Origin of the sequence: Pyxidicoccus xibeiensis (assembly GCF_024198175.1) — a bacterium.
Taxonomy (GTDB): Bacteria; Myxococcota; Myxococcia; order Myxococcales; family Myxococcaceae; genus Myxococcus; species Myxococcus xibeiensis.
The window spans coordinates 465,159-484,086 of the sequence record NZ_JAJVKV010000003.1 but is presented as its reverse complement, the minus strand read 5'-3'; the positions used below and the strand labels follow the sequence as shown (position 1 = coordinate 484,086).

The window sequence follows — 18,928 nt, the reverse complement described above, 5'->3', positions numbered from 1 at the left end:
AGGGACATCATGACTCCATCGACCTTCAACCTGAGCCGCGCCATGCGCCGAGGCGTCGCGCTCTCCATCAGCTTCGCCACCCTCGTCGCTCCCGGCTGGGTGGCGGCCGAAACCATCGGCGGTGGTACCATCACGACTCCGGCGGTCGGTCCCGCGCCGGCCTACGCGGTGGACGGCTCCGGCTTCGCGCTCGTGAAGAATTGGGACTTCGGCACGAGCGCCACCAGCACCGTCCGGGACATGGCGACCATGAACACCCATTTCCAGTATCACGACCAGCACGGGCTGGACGCGAACCCGGGATATGGCGCGAGCATGGTGGCCCCGAACGCAGCAACCGCCATCTCGGGCCAGCCCATTGAAGGCGTGGACACCACGTCGCCGGTTCGTGCGTTCTTCCCGGAGACCCTGCGCACCTATCTCGTGCCGCTGAATGGGGCCACCCTCCTCGACCCCTATCTGCTCAACACGGGGAGCGGTGCCTTCCAGCCCAGGTGGACCCTGTCGGGGGGTGGCACGAGACTCGAGCAGGACGTGCTCTGGGAAACCCGCGTGCGCTACGTCGTTCCACGCTACTTCTGGTTCGCCCTCTGGACCGACGGTGACTCCTGGGACGAGGGCGCGGAGTACGACCTGATAGAGAGCTTTGGTTATGACAACGCCGCGATTCGCGGAGGTAACAACTTCGACGGCCGGTACTGGCATTCAAGCGTGGTCGGAGGAAGCTCCGTCACCAACTATCACGTCAACTGGGCCAACGGGATGACCGCCAACGGCATCCCCGCGTATCTCGCGCCGGTCTACAACCCGACCGAGTGGCACGTCTGGACCTGGCTCTACCGCAAGGACAATACCTACGCCGCCTTCGTGGACGGCGTCCAGGTGCAGAGCGGCACCATCCATTGGACGTTCGGCGGTGGCGCGACGGATCGGCCCGTCAACATGAGCTTCCATTTCGATGGCACGTGGGGCAGTCGGAAGCCGGAGACGCGAAACGACTTCACCCTGCCTGCTTCCGAGCTGGCGGGTAAGTACTACGAATGGGATTACAGCCGCGTCTACCTGCGGACCGAGCCCGTGAAGGACAACACGGATACGACTGGCATCACCATCACAGCCGGCACCAGTGCCTGGGTGGCCAACTCCACACCCACGGGCTACGTCGGCACCAACTACCTGCACGACAACAACACGGACAAGGGCATCAAGTCCGTCCGGTATACGCCGACCCTGAGCGAGAGCGGCACCTACAATGTCTACATGCGGTGGCCCTCCGGCGGCAGTGGTCGGGCGGCCAGCGTCCCGGTCGACATCGTCAAGGCTGACGGAACGACCACCACGGTGCCCGTCAATCAGACGGTCAACGGTGGCACCTGGAACCTGCTCGGCACCTATGCGCTCTCCAAGCGGAATGCGTCGGTGACGATTCGCACGACTGGCACCCGGGGCACGGTCATCGCCGATGCCGTTCGCTTCACGCCCATCGCGAACGAGGTCATCGTGGACAACTCCAGGCTCAGCAGCAGCGACAAGACCGGCACCTGGGTCCACAGCAGGAGCACGCCCGGGTTCCACGGGTACAACTACGTCCACGACAACAACGACGGCAAGGGTTCGGCGACGGCCACGTTCACCCCCGACCTTCCCGTGGCAGGCACCTACAACGTGTATGCCCGCTGGACGGCCAGCGAGAGCCGCTCGAACAACGTCCCCTATCGCATCACCTCGAAGGCAGGCTCCGCGGTCGTGTATCGGAATCAGCGGGTGAACGGCGGCGCCTGGCAGTTGCTCGGCACCTACCCATTCAATGCCGGGACGGGTGGCAACGTGGTGATTTCAAACGCAGGGACCAGCGGTCACGTCGTTGCCGACGCCGTGCGCTTCGAGCTGGTACGGCCCTGACCGCGGCCCGCTGAAGGCGCGAGCGGAACGGCGCCTCCCGTTCCGCTCACGCCGCCGCGTTCCGGATGAGGCCCGCGAGTCCCGGGCAACCTCCAGATGCTGTGGCGCTCAGGGGTTCGTGAACCCGATGAGCTGGTGTCCCGCGACGACCCGGACGGTGTTGTCCGGCGGCATCGGGTTCTTCGTGAGCGCGGCGCCGTTCCGCATGAACGCGGTGCGGATGCGGGTGATGGGACTCGCGGCGTGGGCCTGGGCCAGCAGGGAGGACGCCTCGGCGGGGATGTCCACGATGCCGCTCGCCCCCGGCTGGATGCACGTGAGGACGACCTGCTTCGTCTTCGCCGGAGGGAGTGCATAGGGCGACAAGCCCGCCGTCGGCGCATCCGTCGTCTGGAGCTGGATGATGGTGAGCTCCGCGGCGCCGCAATGTCCTCCCTCGCCAGCACACCCGAGGCGGAAGGGGCGGCCGTCGAGGGGAACGTGGTCCAGCAGGCCCAGGGTGGCCGTGTCGGCGGTGAAGGCCGTGCCAATGGCCGCCACGGTCGTCTCCGGGAACTGGAAGGGCGAGTCGTTGCCAGGGGTGATGCGGACACGGACCTGGTCGGAGTCGCGGAGCGGATCTCCAGGAGCCTCATCCCCGGGAGTCCCTGGCACGGGCCCGGCGCCGGCGAGCACCTGGTAGGTGCCAGCAGCAGGAGCCGGGTTGGTGCCCGGCGCCTTGGCGACGCGCACCTCGGTGGCGCTCGTCACGGAGACGATGGGAAAGCTGCCGCTCGCGCCCGGTGCGCCTCGCAGCTGCAGGTAGCGGCCCGAGTCTTCCGGCCCGAAGGCCGCGCCGCCGATGGAGACCCGTGCGGTGTTGGGGGGCGCTCCCGTTCCCGCTACCGCGTGCTCCAGCACGACCTCGCCCTCGCCTGTCGCCGTCGGGCAGACGTACCCCGCGCCTTCCTGGAAGACGCATGCCGGACCCAGGCTCGCGCTCGTGCCCTCGATGGTCAGGGTTCCCACGTCACCGGCGGGGCGGGGCGGTGGGTCCGACGCGATGTCGTAGACCCAGACCTTGCAGCCGGTGAGCTGCCCCGGCGCCTCGTCGTAGTCGGGCGCTCGCGGCGCGGTGCTCATGTCGGCGAGCAGCGACAGCCCGTGCCCGAGGTGCGGGGCGCCGAGGAGCCTGCGGTCCTGGATGGAGATGGTGCCTGCGTGGGTGGAGACGGGAGTGCCCGAATCGGGCCCTCCGGGCCCTTCATCGGTGTCGTCCTTGGGACAACCGAACAGCGCCAGAAGGACAACGAGCCCCGGGATGCGTGATGCCGACATGCGGCCTCCTCAACTGGGTTGGAAGTAATCGGTGATTACATCGAGATGGATAGAAGGGCGCCCGGAGCCGCGCAACGAAATAAGCAGTGATTACATCCGGGGCCCTGCGTTGCGGTGCCCGGCGGTGGGGCCTATGCTCGCCGCACCATGTCCGCCGAGCGCCGACGGCCAATCCCCAAGAAGCCTCCGTCCTCGTACCACCACGGTCATCTGCGCGAGGCGCTCATCGCCGCCGCGCTTCGGCTCATTGGTGGCGGCCAGGACGTCAACCTGCGCGAGGCGGCACGGCTCGTGGGCGTGTCCCCGGGCGCCCCCTTCCGGCACTTCCGCGACAAGGCCGCGTTGCTGGCGGCCGTGGCCGAGGAGACGATGCTGCGCTTCCGCCGCGAGGTCTCCTCCGCGCTCGGCGCGGCGCCTCCCGCTCCGGCCGCGCAGATCCACGCGATGGCCATGGCGTATCTCCGGTTCGCGCTCGGCGAGCCGGCCCACTTCCGGGCGTTCGCGCGCGCAGGCGAGCTCGGGTTCTTCGACAGCGACTTCTTCAAGAAGGAGAACCAGGAGACCCTGGACGTGCTCGACAGGATGATTCGCGAAGGGCAGCGCCTGGGCGAGGTCGCGCCAGGTGACCAGAGAATCGTGCACCTGGCGGCGCGGGCCTTCGTCTATGGCCTGGGCCGCATGTACGTGGAGGGGCACTTCGCGCGCATGGGGCTCGGTGAGGAGGAGCCGCTCTCGGTGGCCGAGCAGGCGTTCGCTGTCTTCGAGCGAGGGCTCCTGCGCGCTGCACCTTCCCGCCCACGAGCGAAGTCTTCGCGTGCCCCCAAGGACCCGCTGCCCTGACGGACGTGTCGAGCGCGGCGGCCCCTCGCCACAGGTCCGCCAGCGCCTCGCCCTCACCGCGCTCCCCAGGCCCGTTTGCGCGCGGGACGCACGTCCTTTTCGCGGAACTGTGTGTCGCCTCACACTCCGGGTTTCACCCACACGCCCATCAGCGCCGAGGGGAGTGAGAAGGCACCCAGCCCTCTGCACACGCATCGAGCGGCAACGCCATGGAACCGAGGTGTCGGGGTCTGTGGGCTACTTGCCAGATTGTGTCCACCCGGACCATGCTTGGGATTCACGTCAGATGTGTAATCCAGGCCACGGGCACAGGCAGTCGAGGTTGGCCCTGGCACCGCATTGACCCTTTTGCAGGAGAGGCGCGGTGCGACCCACCGCTTTCATGCGGGCGTGAACGTCCACGAGACAACAGTCACCCTCTTGAGACGCCATGCCCGGGAGCGCCCGGAAGCCGTGGCCCTGCGCTTCCTCGCCGACGGCGAGGACGTCGTGACGGAGTGGTCCTACCGGCAGTTGATACAGCGTGTTTCAAGTATTTCACGCCGGCTGGCAGAGGCGGGGGCACGGGGCGAGCGGGTCATCCTCCTGTACGACTCGGGCCCCGAGTACATCGCCGCCTTCATGGGGGTGCTCCAGGCGGGAGGCATTGCCGTCCCGACCTATCCGCCCATGGGCCAGCGCCCGCTGTCGCGGTTGATTGGAATCATCCAGGACGCGGCGCCCCGGTTCGTGTTGAGCACCGCGCGCACGCGCGACACGCAGGCGCGGCGCGTGGCCGAGCTGAGCGGCCACGGCGCCCTGGAGTGGGTGGCGAGCGACGAGCTGCCGACCCGGGAGTCGTACGAGGACGTCCCGGTGGTGCAGGACCAGCCCCTGGCCATGCTCCAGTACACGTCGGGGTCCACCGGCTCGCCCAAGGGCGTCATGGTCACCCACGCCAACCTCCTGAGCAACTGCGAGACGATTGCCCGCTGGCTGGGGCCGTCCGAGGGCCGCCGCGGTGGCATGTGGCTGCCGCTGTTCCACGACATGGGGCTGCTGGGCGGGGTGATGCAGCCGCTCTACTCGGGGTTCCCGCTGCTGTTCATGGACCCCATGTACTTCATCCAGCGCCCGGTGCGCTGGCTGCGGGCCATCAGCAAGCACCGCCTCACCCTCAGCGGGGCGCCCAACTTCGCCTACGAGCTGTGCGCCACGCAGATTCCCGACGACGAGCTGCAGGGCCTGGACCTGTCGTGCTGGAGCGAGGCCTTCTGCGGCGCGGAGCCCGTGCGAAGCGAGACGATGCAGCGGTTCGCCGCGCGCTTCGCCCCCTACGGCTTCCGCGCCGAGGCCCTCAGCCCCTGCTACGGGCTGGCCGAGGCGACGCTGCTGGTGGCGGGCAAGCCCGCGGGGACCCGCCTTCGCACCTTCGTCTCCCCTCGCCAGGAGGACGGAGGCGAGGCCTCCCCGGAAGCCCCTCGTGAGCTGGTGAGCAGCGGCAGGGTGGTCCACGCGCACCGGGTGCGCATCATCGACCCGGACACGCTCGCCGAGTGCCCTCCGGGGAAGGTGGGGGAGGTCTGGGTCCACGGGCCCAGCGTGGCCATGGGCTACTGGGGCCGCGAGGAGGAGAGCCGGCAGACCTTCCAGGCGACGCTTCCGGACGGCCCGGCCGGATACCTGCGCACCGGCGACCTGGGCCTGCTGCACGAGGGCGAGCTCTTCATCTCCGGAAGGCGCAAGAACGTCATCATCATCGCGGGCCGCAACCACCATGCGGAGGACGTCGAGCAGACCGCCGAGGCGGCCCACGCCCAGGTGCGCAAGGGTGGGGTGGCCGCCTTCCCGGTGACGGCGGGGAACGAGGAGCGGCTCGTGCTCCTCGTGGAGCTGAAGCCCGACGGGCGGCGCACGGAGGCCGAGGTCGCGGCCGTGCGTGAGGGCATCATCCAGGCCGTGGTCGCGGCCCATGGGGTGAGGCCCCATGACATCTTCTTCGGTTCAGTGGGGGCCATCTCGCGGACCACCAGCGGTAAGCTTCAGAGACAGACAACCCGGCAGGCCTACCTGGGTGGCGTATTGCCCGCACTGAAGGTGGCTCCATGAGCGGTGGCTCCAAGGCTCGGCTCCAGAGGCGGTACGCGGCCCTGACGGTCGGCGTCCCCACGGTGGGCGCCGGAATCGCCATGTGGCAGTTGCTGCACTACGGCATCGGCTGGCTGGAGGTGAGCCTGCTGGTGGGCATGTACATCCCCACCGCGCTGGGCATCGAGGCGGGCTTCCACCGGTTCTTCGCCCACCGCTCCTTCCGCGCCGGCCGCCTGGTCACCGGGGCGCTGGCCATCTTCGGCTCCATGGCCGCCCAGGGCCCCATCCTGTTCTGGGCCGCCATCCACCGGAAGCACCACGCCTTCACGGACAAGGACGGGGACCCGCACTCGCCCGTGCCGCTCGCCGCCACGCCGACGCTGGCGGACCGGCTGCGCGCCTTCGTCCACGCGCACGTGGGCTGGCTCTTCAAGGTCGATGACACCGACTGGCTCCGCTACACCGCGGACCTGCTGCGCGACTCCTTCATCTTCCGCCTCAACTACCTCTACCCGCTGTGGGTGCTGCTGGGGCTGCTCATCCCCGCCGGCATCGCGGGCCTGGTGACGGAGTCCTGGGACGGCGCCTGGCGCGGCATGGTGTGGGGCGGCCTGCTGCGCATCTTCCTGCTCGACAACGTCACGTGGGGCGTCAACTCGCTGGGCCACCTCTTCGGTCCCCGGATGCACGCCTCGGGGGACCAGAGCCGCAACATGGCCTGGCTCGCCCTGCCGTCCGCCGGGGGCTCCTGGCACAACAACCACCACGCCTTCCCGGGCTCGGCCCGGAACGACCATCACTTCTGGCAGTTCGACCTCTCGGGTGCGTTCATCGAGGGGCTCGCCCTGGCGGGCCTCGTCTCGGAAGTGCACCGCGCGGGCCCCATCGTCGCACGGCGGAAGAACCGCCAGTCCGTCCTCCAGTAGCCCGGAAAGGAGAGCCGCCCCGTGCAAACCACCTCCGCTGTGTTTCACAAGGAGCCGCCCGCCGCCGAAGTCACCCCCCCGCCGGCCCGGCTTCCCAATGGCGTGGCCAAGGCGACGCCCGACGCGGTGCGCGCGCAGCGCATCGTCGCGCTGGGGGTGATGGTCCTCCCGCTGCTCGGCTTCATCGAGGCCATCCGCCTGGCGCTCGACGGCGCCTTCGGCGCCACCGAGCTGGTGCTGCTCCTGGTGATGTACTTCGTCCACATGGGCGGGGTGACGATGGGGCTGCACCGGCTGCTGGCGCACTGCACCTTCGAGACGAGCAGGGCCATGAAGGTCCTGCTCACCATCATGGGCTCCACGGCCGGGCAGGGGCCGGTCCTCTTCTGGGTGGCCACGCACCGGCGCCACCACGCGTACAGCGACGGCCCGGGGGACCCGCACTCGCCCAACCGCTTCGGCGACGACTGGAAGTCCCGGCTCAAGGGGCTGTGGTACGCGCACATGCCCTGGATGCTGTCGGACGAGGTCTCCAGCTGGGGCCACTTCGCGCGAGACACGCTGAAGGACCGCACGCTGTTCTTCGTGCACCAGACGTACTTCCTCTGGGTGTTCCTGGGGCTGGCCCTGCCGGCGGCGGTGGGCGGGCTGGTGCACGGCACGTGGATGGGCGCCTGGGCGGGCTTCGTCTTCGGCGGGCTGGCGCGCATGTTCCTGGCCAACCAGGCGGCCTGGTGCGTGGGCTCGGTGAGCCACATGTTCGGCCGCCGGCCGTTCCGCACGGGCGACCGGAGCGCCAACTCGCACTGGGTGGCCGTGGTGGCCTTCGGTGAAGGGCTGCAGAACAACCACCACGCCTTCCCGGGCTCGTACCGCCACGCCGTCGAGTGGTGGGAGCCGGACCTCAGCGGGTGGGTGCTGACGCTGATGGGCAAGCTGGGGCTGGTCTGGGATTTGCGCCAGCCCACCCCCGAGGCCATCGAGCGGATGCGGCTGAAGACGCCCGCGCGCTGACACCGCGGGCTGGCGACACACGGATTCGAAGCAGCAGGCACCTGAGACCTTGGAGGCAGCATCATGACGGACGGATTCTTCTCGGGGATTGCTCGAAAGCTGGGGTTCGCGAGCGAGGAGAAGCCCCACATCATCCCGGACGAGGCGGGCCTGCGCGCCTGGCTCGTGCAGTGGCTGGCGAAGCAGATCAAGGTGGAGCCCTCGCAGATAGACACCGCGAAGCGCTTCGACGAGTACGGCCTGGACTCACGCGTGGCGGTGCAGGTGTCGGGCGAGCTGGAGAAGATCATCGAGCGGCGGCTGTCACCGGCCCTGCTGTTCGAGTACCCCACCATCGACGAGCTGGCGAAGGCGCTCGCCAAGGACACGGCGGAGCAGAGCGACGCCGTCGAGGCCTGAGCGGCCCACTGCCCGAAGGGAGAGCCCATGCAAGCGCTTGCGACCGGTGTGCCGCAGCACCCCAAGGCCCGCTTCGACGAGCTGAGGGAGCAGATGACGACGCTCCAGGGCCAGTCCCTGGCCGCCGCCATTCCGAGGGAGCTGTACGAGCCCCGGCTGGGGCGGGGGCTGCTGGGCTTCTTCACCAGCTACCTCTTGTGGGCCGGCGGCATCGTCGGCGTGGCGCTGGCGCCCTCGGCGTGGCTGTACCTGCCGCTGTGGCTGGTGTCGGGGCTGGGCGGCTGGGGGCTGCACTGCATCGCGCATGACTGCGGCCACGGCTCGTTCTCGCGCTCGCAGCGGCTCAACTCCCTCATCGGCCACCTGGCGCTGCTGCCGCTGGTGTACCCGTTCCACGCGTGGAAGCACGTGCACAACCTGCATCACGCCAACACCAACAGCCTGGAGAAGGACACGGACTGGCGCCCGGTGGACGCGCTGACCTTCCAGCGGATGCCGCTGGTGGACAAGCTCGTCTACATGGGCACCCGCTCGGTGTTCTTCTGGCTGGGGACGGTGCACTACTGGCTGGTGTCGGGCTTCCGGCCGGGCTTCTTCCCCCAGGCCAAGGCCCGGGCCGAGGTGCGCCGCTCCATCGTCTACGTGGTGCTCTTCTCGGCCGTGTTCTTCCCGGCCCTGGTGTACGCGACGGGGTGGATGGGGCTGCTGCTGTACTTCGTGGCCCCCTGGGTGGCCATCCATGCGTGGTTCAGCACCACCACGTACATGCACCACACCACCGAGGACCTGCCCTTCCTGCGGCAGGGCGAGTGGTCGCTGGTAGGCAGCAAGCTGCTGCTGACGACGGACTACCGCTACCCGAAGGTGCTGTTGTTCCTGACGCACAACATCTCCATCCACGCCGCCCACCACGTGGCCCCCAAGGTGCCTTTCTACAACCTGCTCCAGGCGCAGGAGGCCCTCAAGACGGCCTTCCCGGGCATGCTGCGGGAGAAGGACTTCTCGAGCATCCCCCGGGAGCTGCTGCGGGCCGTGACGCGGTGCCATCTGTATGACCCGGAGACGGGGTACTACCACTCGTTCATCGAGAAGCCCGGCGGCTCCGTGGAGCCCCGGACGGCGGTATCCTCCTGACGCGCCCGAGCGCGGGTGGACCGCGCCGCGGTGAGAGACCTTCATGCAGCAGCTAGACCTGGTGAGGCTGGGGCTGTCCGTGCTGGCGGCGGTGGCTCCCTCCGTGGCGGGGCGCGTGGCCACGGACCTGTTCTCGCGCTCGCGCCACACCCAGAAGCCCGTCACCGCGGGAGCGCCGCTGGGCGCGCAGGTGCTGCCGCTGCGCAACGGCGCCTCGGTGGTGAAGCAGGCGTACGTCTGGGGCAAGGGCCCCACTGTCCTGCTCGTGCACGGGTGGGGCGCCGACAGCAGCAGCCTGTACAGCATGGCGCGCCCCCTGTCGCAGCAGGGCTTCCGCGTCGTCGCCTTCGACGCTCCGGCGCACGGTGCCTCGCCGGGGAACCTGACGACGATGACGGAGTTCGTCACCGCGGTGGGCGGGGTGATGGACGAGCTGGGCGAGCTGCATGCCGTCGTCAGCCACTCGCTGGGGGGCCTGGCCACGGTGGCGGCGCTCTCCCGGGACCTCGGGCGCCAGCCGCGGCACCTCATCCTGCTGTCGGTGCCCACCAACCTGCCGGAGCTGATGGAGGGCTTCGCCGCCAACCACCTGCGGCTCAAGCCGTCGGTGCTGCCCTACATGCGCGGCGAGCTGCTGCGCCGCAACGGCGTGCCGGTGGAGCACTGGGACATCCGCACCCTGGGGCCCGTGCTCCGGGTGCCCACGCTCATCATCCATGACGTGGAGGACTCCATGGTCTCCTTCCGGCAGGCGGAGCTCATCCACCAGGTCTTCGCGGGCCGCAGCCACGTGGAGCCCACGCGGGGCCTGGGCCACCGCAACATCCTGCTGGACGCGGAAGTGCGGAAGAGAATCCTCCACTTCGTGAGGGCCGCGGAGGCCGCGGCGTAGCGACGGACGTACTGCTCAGCACCCTTGACCGACACCATGAGGCAGCCCTTGAGACCCCTGCCCCCGACGTTCGTTGACCTGCTGCGCGCCAAGGCCGAGCAGGTGCCGGACCTGCGCGTGCTCACCTACCTGGTGGATGGCGAGGAGCAGGAGGAGCACGCCACCTACCGCGAGCTGGACCGGAGCGCGCGCGCCATCGCCGCGGAGCTGCAGCGGCGCGGCCTGTCCGGCGAGCGCGTGCTGCTGCTGTACCCGCCGGGACTGGACTTCATCCGGGCGCTGCTCGGCTGCTTCTACGCCAACGTGGTGGCGGTGCCCGCGTACCCGCCGGACCCGTCCCGCCTGGCGCGCACCCTGCCGCGCCTTCGCACCGTGCTGGCCAGCTCGCAATCCAAGGCCATCCTCTGCACGTCCTTCATCGTCCAGATGGCGGAGAGCCTCTTCGAGCTGGCGCCGGACCTGCGCGAGTCCAGCTGGGTGGCCACGGATGCCCTGGAGGCGGGGCTGGAGGACGCGTGGAGGGCGCCGGCGCTGACGCCGGAGAGCCTGGCCTTCTTCCAGTACACCTCCGGCTCCACCAGCGAGCCCAAGGGGGTGATGCTGAGCCACGCCAACCTCGTCCACAACTCGGAGCTCATCCGGCGCTCGTTCGCGCACGACGCGCAGAGCGTGGGCGTCATCTGGCTGCCGCCGTACCACGACATGGGGCTCATCGGCGGAATCCTCCAGCCGCTGTACGTGGGCTTCCACACGGTGCTGATGTCGCCGCTGGACTTCCTGCAGCAGCCCCTGCGCTGGCTGAAGGCCGTGACGAAGTACCGGGGGCGCACCAGCGGCGGTCCGAACTTCGCCTACGAGCTGTGCGTGCGCCGGGCGAAGCCGGAGGACGTGGAGCAGCTGGACCTGAGCAGCTGGACGCTGGCCTTCACCGGCGCGGAGCCGGTGCGCGCGCAGACGCTGCGGCGCTTCGTGGAGACCTTCTCGCCCGCCGGCTTCCGCGAGACGTCCTTCTACCCGTGCTACGGCCTGGCGGAGGCGACGCTCATCGTCACCGGCAAGGCCGACGTGAGTGGCAGGCCCCTGGTCAAGCGCGTCGACAAGACGGCGCTGGAGGTGGAGAGCCGGGCGGTGGAGGTGACGGACGCGACCGCGCCGGAGCTGGTGGGCTGTGGCCCGGCCGTCGCCGACACGGACGTGCGGGTGGTGGACCCGGACACGTGCCGCGAGGTGGCGCCGGGCCGGGTGGGGGAGGTCTGGGTGCGCGGCCGCAGCGTGTCCTCGGGGTACTGGGGCCGCGAGGACGAGACGGCCCGGGTGTTCCAGGGGTACCTGGCGGACGGAGGGGAGGGGCCCTTCCTGCGCACGGAGGACCTGGGACTGATGATGGACGGCGAGCTCTTCGTCACCGGCCGGCGCAAGGACCTCATCATCCTCCGCGGCCGCAACATCCACCCGCAGGACATCGAGCGTGTGGCGGAGGAGAGCCACCCGGCGCTGCGGCAGGGCGGGTGCGCGGCCTTCGCCATGGACGAGGACGGAGAGGAGCGGCTGGTGGTGGTCCAGGAGGTGGACGTGCGCAAGCAGCCGGACCTGGAGCAGGTGGCGAAGGACCTGCGGCGCGCCGTCCTCCAGCAGCAAGACGTCCCGGTGCACACCCTGGTGTTGCTCAAGCCGGGGCACATTCCCAAGACGTCCAGCGGCAAGCTGCAGCGCGCGCGCTGCCGCGCGGCCTTCCAGCAGGGCGAGCTGGAGACGCTGCTGGTCAGCCCCCTGGCCCCTGGCAAGCGGAGTCACACGTGAGTGGCGAGACGAACGGGCAGCTCTCCGAGGAGGCGCTGCAGTCCTTCATCAGCGAGCGCATCGCCCACTGGCTGGGCACCGCCCCGGAGGAGGTCGACCGCCGCGTCGACTTCACCGACTACCAGCTGGACTCGGTGGCCCTGGCGAGCATCTCGGGGGAGCTGGAGGTGCGCCTGGGCCGGCGGCTGTCGCCCAATCTGCTGTGGGAGTACCCCACCATCGAGCGGCTCTCGGCGTACCTGACCCGGCCTCCCGGCATGGAGCAGAAGCAGGCGCCCGGGCGCGGCTGACGGCTCAGGCCGTGCCGGTCTCCGCCCTCCGGTCCTCGGCGCGCACGAACTCGAGGATGGCCTTCAGGGCCTCCTCGTCGCTCAGGATGCGGCGGTGGCCGGGGCCCTCCAGGACCTTCAGCTTCGCGCCGGGCCACGCCCCCGAGTTGTCGTGGGTGTGCGAGATGGGCACCACCTCGTCGGCCGGGTCGTGCAGGAACAGCGCCGGCAGGTCCAGCTTGCGCAGCAGGGGCGGCAGGAAGAGGCTGTCCATGGGGCGGCCCGCGAGCCGCTCGATGGCCTGGGCCGTGAGGGCGAAGTGGGACTCGCCGAGGCCCAGCATCTGGATGACCTGACGGGCGAAGTGCGCCGGGTGGTTGGGCGAGGCGATGATGACGGCCTTGCGCGCCTGCAGCCCCAGCTCGGTCAGCGCCAGCATGGCGGCCGTGCCACCCAGCGAGTGGCCCACCACGGCCTCCACCGGCCCCAGCTTCGCGCCGACCGCGCCCACCGCGCGCGCCAGCAGCGGAATGGGCACCAGCTTGCCCGCGGAGGCGCCGTGGCCCGGCAGGTCCATGGCCACCACGCGGTAGCCGGCCCCGGTCAGCCGGTCGATGATGGGCGTCATCCGGCGGTGCTCGCCTTCCCAGCCATGCACCACCAGCACGGTAGGGCCCGTGCCCCAGCTCCAGGCGACGATGGGCCCGCCCGTGGTGGCCATGTCCGGCCCGTCGATGACGAGGCGGGTGGCCTCGCCCTGGGGCGTCACGAGGTTCTTCGGCGGGCCCTGCTGCGGCGAGAGGAAGAGGCGCGCGGCGCGCTCCGCGGTGCTTCCGGGCGCGAGCGCGAAGCCCAGGCGGAAGGCGACCCGCATGACACCCAGTTGCAGGAGCTGACCGACACTCGCCTGACTCTTCGACTTTCGTGCCATGGCCCGTCACTCCTAGCAGAGGCGAAGTCGGGAAAACAAGGAGACGCCTGGACCGGCCCGGTCGCAGGCCGTGCTCCCGCCGCCCTACCTCGAAGGTCCCGCCTCGATGATGACCAGGCCGTGGTTCCGGTCGACGGTGCACGCCTGGTTGCCGAGCATGGCCATCGGCTCCGGGGCCCTTTCCGGCTCCGCACTGCCCGCTGTGAAAGGCGGTACACTCGCTCGAAGGAGCGGACGCAGCGGCAGCCATGGTGAAGGGACCTGTCGCGTCGTGCTGTCCCGCGTCACGCCTCCAGCTCCACCGTGCCGAGGACGTGTAGCGGGAACCCCGCAGTGGCCCGAGGGCTCGTGTGCGCCGGGTAGGAGGCGCCCGGACACGAACGGGATTGTCGTTGCCATTGAGTTGCGATTGAGATGGGGGGGCATTGCCCGGGGGCCGCGCCTGAGGTAGAGAATGTTGCCGTCTAAGGAGAAGACTTTGAGCGGAGTGAACTGGAGCCTGGAGCTGGAACAGCGGCTGGCGTTGGCCACGCCGGACAAGACGACGCGCGGGATGTACCTCAAGGGCATCCTCCATGTGGTGAGCACCCTGGGAGACGAGGCCGCCGTGCAGCGCTGCATGGCCGCCATGGGTGAGAAGCGCATCACCGACTTCTTCAGCTATCCCGTCACGACGCAGCTGCGCCTGGTGTTCGCCGCGGCGGAGGCCCTTGGCGCGCGCCATGGTGGCTTCGAGGAAGGCCTGCGGCTGCTGGGGCGTCAGGGCACGGCGGACTTCTTCTCGTCGCTGGCCGGCAAGACGATGCTGGCGCTGGCGGGCAACAGCCCCACGCGGGTGCTCAACAACCTGCCGACCGCGTACCGCGCGTCCAGCAGCTACGGCGAGCACACGATTGAGTGGACGGGGCCCAACAGCGGCCGCTTCGTGCTCAAGGGCGAGTTCATGCCCGTGCCCTATCACTGCGGCGTCGTTGAGGCCGTCGTCGAGAAGGCGCAGGTGAAGGGCGGCAAGGTGACCGGCCGGCAGATCAGCATGACCGACTGCGAGTGCTCCTTCTCCTGGGACTGAGCGTCGGCCCCGCCTTTCCGGGCGGGGTGGCGCGGTCCTCCTGGGCGCAGCCGGAGGCGGAGCTCCGTGCATCACAGGCGTGATGCCCTCAGGCTGCATCAGGCACCTGGGGTCACTACGGACGACGAACCGCGCGAGCCCGTGACTTGCCGCTTCGCTCCAGCCGTGCGCGCCCGGCGCTCGCGCCAGAGACAGGTCCGCCGACGTACGCCGCGAGGTGCTTGCCGGTCAGCGTCGAGCGCGCCGCGACCAGGTCCGCCGGGGTGCCTTCGAACACGATTCGCCCGCCGTCGTGGCCGGCGCCCGGCCCGAGGTCGATGACCCAGTCGGCGTGCGCCATGACCGCCTGGTGGTGCTCGATGACGATGACCGACTTGCCGGAGTCGACCAGCCGGTCCAGCAGCCCGAGCAGCTGCTCGACGTCGGCCAGGTGCAGTCCGGTGGTCGGCTCGTCGAGCACGTAGACGCCGCCGTCAGCGGCCATGTGCGTCGCGAGCTTCAGCCGTTGCCGCTCGCCACCCGACAGCGTGGTGAGCGGCTGGCCGAGCCGAAGGTAGCCGAGCCCGACGTCGGCCATGCGCTTCAGGATTTCGTGCGCGGCCGGCGTCCGCGCCTCGCCGGTACCGAAGAAGGCGACCGCGTCATCGACGGGCAGGTCCAGCACTTCGGCGATGTTGAGCCCGCCGAGCCGGTAGTCCAGCACCGCCGCCTGGAACCGCCGGCCCTCGCATTCCTCGCAGAGCGTGGTGACGCCGGCCATCATCGCCAGGTCGGTGTAGATGACCCCGGCGCCGTTGCAGGTGGGGCAGGCGCCCTCGGAGTTGGCGCTGAACAGGGCGGGCTTCACGCCGTTGGCCTTCGCGAACGCCTTGCGGATCGGCTCCAGGAGGCCGGTGTACGTCGCCGGGTTGCTCCGCCGCGAGCCACGGATGGCGGTCTGGTCGACCGTCACCACTCCATCCCGGCCCGACACCGAGCCGTGGATGAGCGAGCTCTTTCCCGACCCGGCCACGCCCGTCACCACCACCAGCACGCCGAGCGGGATGTCGACATCGACCTTCCGCAGGTTGTGGGCGCTGGCGCCGCGCACCTTCAGGGCTCCCGACGGTGTCCGCACCGACGGCTTCAAGGAGGCCCGGTAGTCCAGGTGCCGCCCGGTGAGCGTGCCGCTGGCCCTCAGCGCGTCGATGGTGCCCTCGAACACCACCTCGCCACCCGCCGTGCCAGCGCGGGGGCCGAGGTCGACGACGTGGTCGGCAATCTCGATGACCTCCGGCTTGTGCTCGACGACCAGGACGGTGTTGCCCTTGTCGCGCAGCCGCAGCAGCAAGCCGTTCATCCGCTGGATGTCGTGCGGGTGCAGTCCGACTGTCGGCTCGTCGAACACGTAGGTCACGTCGGTGAGCGACGACCCGAGGTGGCGAATCATCTGGGTGCGCTGGGCCTCGCCGCCCGACAGCGTCCCCGACGGCCGGTCGAGGCTGAGATAGCCCAGTCCAATCTCCACGAACGAGTCGAGCGTCTGCCGAAGCGTCTCCAGCAGCGGCGCGACGGACGGCGCGTCCAGCCCGCGCACCCACTCGGCCAGGTCGTTGATCTGCATCGCACAGGCGTCGGCGATGTTGATTCCTTTTATCTTGGAGGACCGGGCGGCCTCGTTGAGCCGGCTGCCGCCGCAATCAGGGCAGGTGGTGAATGTCACCGCCCGCTCCACGAACTCACGGATGTGCGGCTGCAGCGCCTCCTTGTCCTTGGACAGGAACGACTTCTGGATGCGCGGAACCAGCCCCTCGTAGGTCAGGTTCATGTTCTCTATCTTCACCTTGGTCGGCTCGCGATAGAGGAAGTCGTGGCGCTCCTGCCTGGTGTACTTGCGGATGGGCTTGTTCGGGTCGAGGAAGCCCGAGGCCGTGAAGGTGCGCACATACCAGCCGTCGGCGGTGTAGCCAGGGACGGTGAGCGCGCCCTGGTTGAGTGACTTCGTGTCGTCGTACAGCTGGGACAGGTCGATGTCGGTCACCGAGCCCATGCCCTCGCACCGTGGGCACATGCCGCCGGTGATGGTGACGACCCGCTGCTCGGTCTTCCCGGCGCCCTTCTCGACCGAGAGCTCCCCGACGGCGCGGGCCGACGGGATGTTGAAGGAGAACGCGTTGGAGGAGCCGATGTACGGCTTGCCGAGGCGGCTGAACAGCACCCGCAGCATCGCGTTGGCGTCGGTCGCCGTGCCGACCGTCGAGCGCGAGTTGGCGCCCATCCGCTCCTGGTCGATGATGATGGCGGTCGTCAGCCCTTCCAGGACGTCGACCTCGGGCCGGGCCATTCTCGGCATGAAGCCCTGCACGAACGTGCTGTAGGTCTCGTTGATCATCCGCTGCGACTCCGCCGCGATGGTGCCGAACACCAGCGACGACTTGCCCGAGCCCGAGACGCCGGTGAACACCGTCAGCCGCCGCTTGGGGAGCTCGACGCTCACGTCCTTCAAGTTGTTCTCACGGGCACCCCGGACGCGAATCAGGTCGTGGCTGTCCGCGGGATGCTGGCTGGAGGAGGGCGTGTGCTTGGTCATGGCGTCGGGCACGAACGGCGAGGAGGGTGGCAGTCAACGCTGCTGTCAGGCAGGGAGGACCGCGACGGCTTCGACTTCGAAGAGCATCCCGTCCAGCGCCAGCCGAGGGACGGGAATCAGCGTACAGGTCGGCTTCATGCCGCCGTTCCAGGCCGCGTCCAGCTCGGGGCCGATGATCCTGAGCTTCTCCTCCGTGTGGTCCACCACGAGCATGGTGAGCTTCGCGACATGGCCGACGCCGGCTCCCACTGACTCCAGGGCGGTGCGGATGTTCTGGAATGCCTGTCGGACCTGGAGGCGGAAGTCGGGCTGCAGCGCCCCGGTCTCGCTCTCTCCACCTTGCCCCGCCAGGTAGATGAGCCGGGTGCCGGGCGCCACCTGCGCCACGTGCGAGAAGCCGTAGGGCGCCGGGTCGAACAGCCCCCTGGGATTCGTCAGGACCAGCGGCGACGTCTTCGAGGGCCCAGCGGTCTGTCCCATGATTCACCTGTATGGATTCTGGAGGCTGTGTATCCGGGTTCGGACCCGAATATGCGAGCAAGCAACCGACTCTTCAATTGAATCTGGACGAGGCCTCTCCGTGCTCGCGGTTGTGCGTGTCCGACCATTTCAAGGTGTTGCACGGGGCGAGATAGGCAGCCCAGCTCCCGCTCTACCGAAGACGCTGGAGCACTTCATCCAGCGCCTTGTCGGCGGGAACCTGGATGTCCGGGGCGATGCCAACGCCCTCCCAGTCCTTTCCCGTGTCGGGGTCCACGGTCCGCCCCACGGGAAGGACCACGGCCAGCGCGTCCCCGAGTTGCTGCGGACAGGAGAAGTGATTGGCCCCCGCCGTGGGCTCTCCCACCAGGGTGGCGCGCCCCGTGCGCTTGAGCGCCAGCGCCAGATGCTCGGCCGCGGACGCGGTCCGCTTCGAGACGAGGTAGAAGACCCGCGCGCCGAAGAGGCGTGACTCGGCCGCATGGGGACGCACCCGGTGCTCCCGACGGTGGATTCCCTCCGGGCCCTCGCTCTCGCGCAGCATGGGGTCGTCGGGCGGTCCGCACCCGAGCTCGAGGTTGCGCCGTGGGGTGTCCATGTACGCCAGGAGCGTCTCCTCTTCGAAGAGATAGGACAGCAGGACGTTCATCTCCCTGGGCCCTCCGCCGCGATGGGTCCGGGCATCGATGATGAGCGCCCTGGCCGTCGCGTGCTCCTTCATGAACTGGTCCACCGCCTGGACCGTCCTCTCGTCGCCGGGGAAGCCATTGATACGGATGTAGGCGATGCCTTCAGCGAGCCACCGGGCCTCCGAGATGGGCTCGGGGCCCGGAGGACCGCCCGGCCCCGGAGGACCGCCCGGCCCCCGAGGACCTCCCGGCCCCGGAGGACCGCCCGGCCCCCGAGGACCGCCCGGCCCTGGCCTCCATGGCCCCGCATCCGATGGAATGACTCGCAAGTGCCCGTCGGCGGAGACGGCCTGGAGGTCCGCCGTCAAGCGCGTGGCCAGCTCGGCCTGGTTCACGTACTCGCGATAGACGCCCCGCGCGAGGTTGTCTCTCAGCATGGCGGCGTACTTCCTGCCTGTCTCGGGATGGACGTAGCCCGCCTCCAGCATCGCCGCGAGGGCCTCGACAGGCTGGGCAAAGCCTCCGGAGTCCGGGGCCTGTTCCGCCGTCTTGCATCCCAGTCCCACGGCACCACTCATCCACAGCGCGAGCAGCCACGTCACCCCGACTCTCATGGGAAAGACCTCCTGGACACCATGTGTGTCAACGAGGACGCGCGAGGCAGGCAGGCGGCATACACCCGCCTGC

Annotated in this window: 16 protein-coding genes; 11 read left to right on the top strand and 5 right to left on the bottom strand. The window is 69.5% G+C overall.

The window, feature by feature from the left end; all coding sequences use genetic code 11:
* Positions 1-9 precede the first annotated feature (9 nt).
* Positions 10-1,902, top strand: coding sequence for a golvesin C-terminal-like domain-containing protein (locus tag LXT23_RS14750; RefSeq protein WP_253980799.1), 1,893 nt, complete (start codon positions 10-12; stop codon positions 1,900-1,902).
* 108 nt (positions 1,903-2,010) lie between these two features.
* Here the strand turns inward: LXT23_RS14750 and LXT23_RS14745 are convergent, their stop codons facing one another.
* The gene (locus tag LXT23_RS14745; protein ID WP_253980798.1) at positions 2,011-3,219 is read right to left on the bottom strand and encodes a hypothetical protein; all 1,209 of its coding nucleotides are present in this window, start codon (positions 3,217-3,219) and stop codon (positions 2,011-2,013) included.
* A gap of 147 nt (positions 3,220-3,366) precedes the next feature.
* Here LXT23_RS14745 and LXT23_RS14740 point away from each other — a divergent pair, with 147 nt between their 5' ends.
* From LXT23_RS14740 to LXT23_RS14700, 9 genes are all read left to right on the top strand, one after another.
* On the top strand, positions 3,367-4,059 hold the full coding sequence (locus tag LXT23_RS14740; protein WP_253980797.1) for a TetR/AcrR family transcriptional regulator: 693 nt from the start codon (positions 3,367-3,369) through the stop codon (positions 4,057-4,059).
* A gap of 420 nt (positions 4,060-4,479) precedes the next feature.
* Positions 4,480-6,147, top strand: coding sequence for a fatty acyl-AMP ligase (locus tag LXT23_RS14735; protein WP_253980796.1), 1,668 nt, complete (start codon positions 4,480-4,482; stop codon positions 6,145-6,147).
* Entirely contained in the window at positions 6,144-7,055 is a 912-nt protein-coding gene (locus LXT23_RS14730) for an acyl-CoA desaturase (RefSeq protein ID WP_253980795.1), read from the top strand. The genes LXT23_RS14735 and LXT23_RS14730 overlap by 4 nt, the downstream gene beginning before the upstream one ends.
* Positions 7,056-7,076: 21 nt before the next feature.
* Positions 7,077-8,069, top strand: a complete 993-nt coding sequence (locus LXT23_RS14725) for an acyl-CoA desaturase (protein ID WP_253980794.1) — start codon at positions 7,077-7,079, stop codon at positions 8,067-8,069.
* A gap of 63 nt (positions 8,070-8,132) precedes the next feature.
* Positions 8,133-8,468 (top strand): acyl carrier protein, encoded by a 336-nt coding sequence (locus LXT23_RS14720; RefSeq protein ID WP_253980793.1) that lies wholly within the window; start codon positions 8,133-8,135, stop codon positions 8,466-8,468.
* 27 nt (positions 8,469-8,495) lie between these two features.
* Positions 8,496-9,602: a fatty acid desaturase gene (locus LXT23_RS14715; protein ID WP_253980792.1), complete on the top strand. Its 1,107-nt coding sequence runs from the start codon at positions 8,496-8,498 to the stop codon at positions 9,600-9,602.
* A gap of 43 nt (positions 9,603-9,645) precedes the next feature.
* Positions 9,646-10,494, top strand: coding sequence for an alpha/beta fold hydrolase (locus tag LXT23_RS14710; protein ID WP_253980791.1), 849 nt, complete (start codon positions 9,646-9,648; stop codon positions 10,492-10,494).
* 48 nt (positions 10,495-10,542) lie between these two features.
* Positions 10,543-12,294, top strand: coding sequence for a fatty acyl-AMP ligase (locus tag LXT23_RS14705; protein WP_253980790.1), 1,752 nt, complete (start codon positions 10,543-10,545; stop codon positions 12,292-12,294).
* Positions 12,291-12,584: an acyl carrier protein gene (locus LXT23_RS14700; protein WP_253980789.1), complete on the top strand. Its 294-nt coding sequence runs from the start codon at positions 12,291-12,293 to the stop codon at positions 12,582-12,584. Before LXT23_RS14705 ends, LXT23_RS14700 begins: the two co-directional genes overlap by 4 nt.
* Positions 12,585-12,588: 4 nt before the next feature.
* Here LXT23_RS14700 and LXT23_RS14695 read toward each other — a convergent pair whose 3' ends face one another.
* On the bottom strand, positions 12,589-13,494 hold the full coding sequence (locus tag LXT23_RS14695) for an alpha/beta hydrolase (RefSeq protein WP_253980788.1): 906 nt from the start codon (positions 13,492-13,494) through the stop codon (positions 12,589-12,591).
* A gap of 487 nt (positions 13,495-13,981) precedes the next feature.
* Between LXT23_RS14695 and LXT23_RS14690 the strand changes: the two genes are divergently transcribed.
* Positions 13,982-14,563 (top strand): DUF2378 family protein, encoded by a 582-nt coding sequence (locus LXT23_RS14690; RefSeq protein ID WP_253980787.1) that lies wholly within the window; start codon positions 13,982-13,984, stop codon positions 14,561-14,563.
* 115 nt (positions 14,564-14,678) lie between these two features.
* Here the strand turns inward: LXT23_RS14690 and LXT23_RS14685 are convergent, their stop codons facing one another.
* From LXT23_RS14685 to LXT23_RS14675, 3 genes are all read right to left on the bottom strand, one after another.
* Entirely contained in the window at positions 14,679-17,132 is a 2,454-nt protein-coding gene (locus tag LXT23_RS14685) for an ATP-binding cassette domain-containing protein (protein WP_253980786.1), read from the bottom strand.
* 45 nt (positions 17,133-17,177) lie between these two features.
* Positions 17,178-17,612 carry a RidA family protein gene (locus LXT23_RS14680; protein WP_253980785.1) on the bottom strand — a complete coding sequence of 145 codons (435 nt, stop codon included), beginning with the start codon at positions 17,610-17,612 and terminating at the stop codon, positions 17,178-17,180.
* A 172-nt stretch (positions 17,613-17,784) separates the two neighbouring features.
* Complete coding sequence (locus LXT23_RS14675) at positions 17,785-18,855, bottom strand: S41 family peptidase (RefSeq protein WP_253980784.1); 1,071 nt, start codon at positions 18,853-18,855, stop codon at positions 17,785-17,787.
* Positions 18,856-18,928 lie beyond the last annotated feature (73 nt).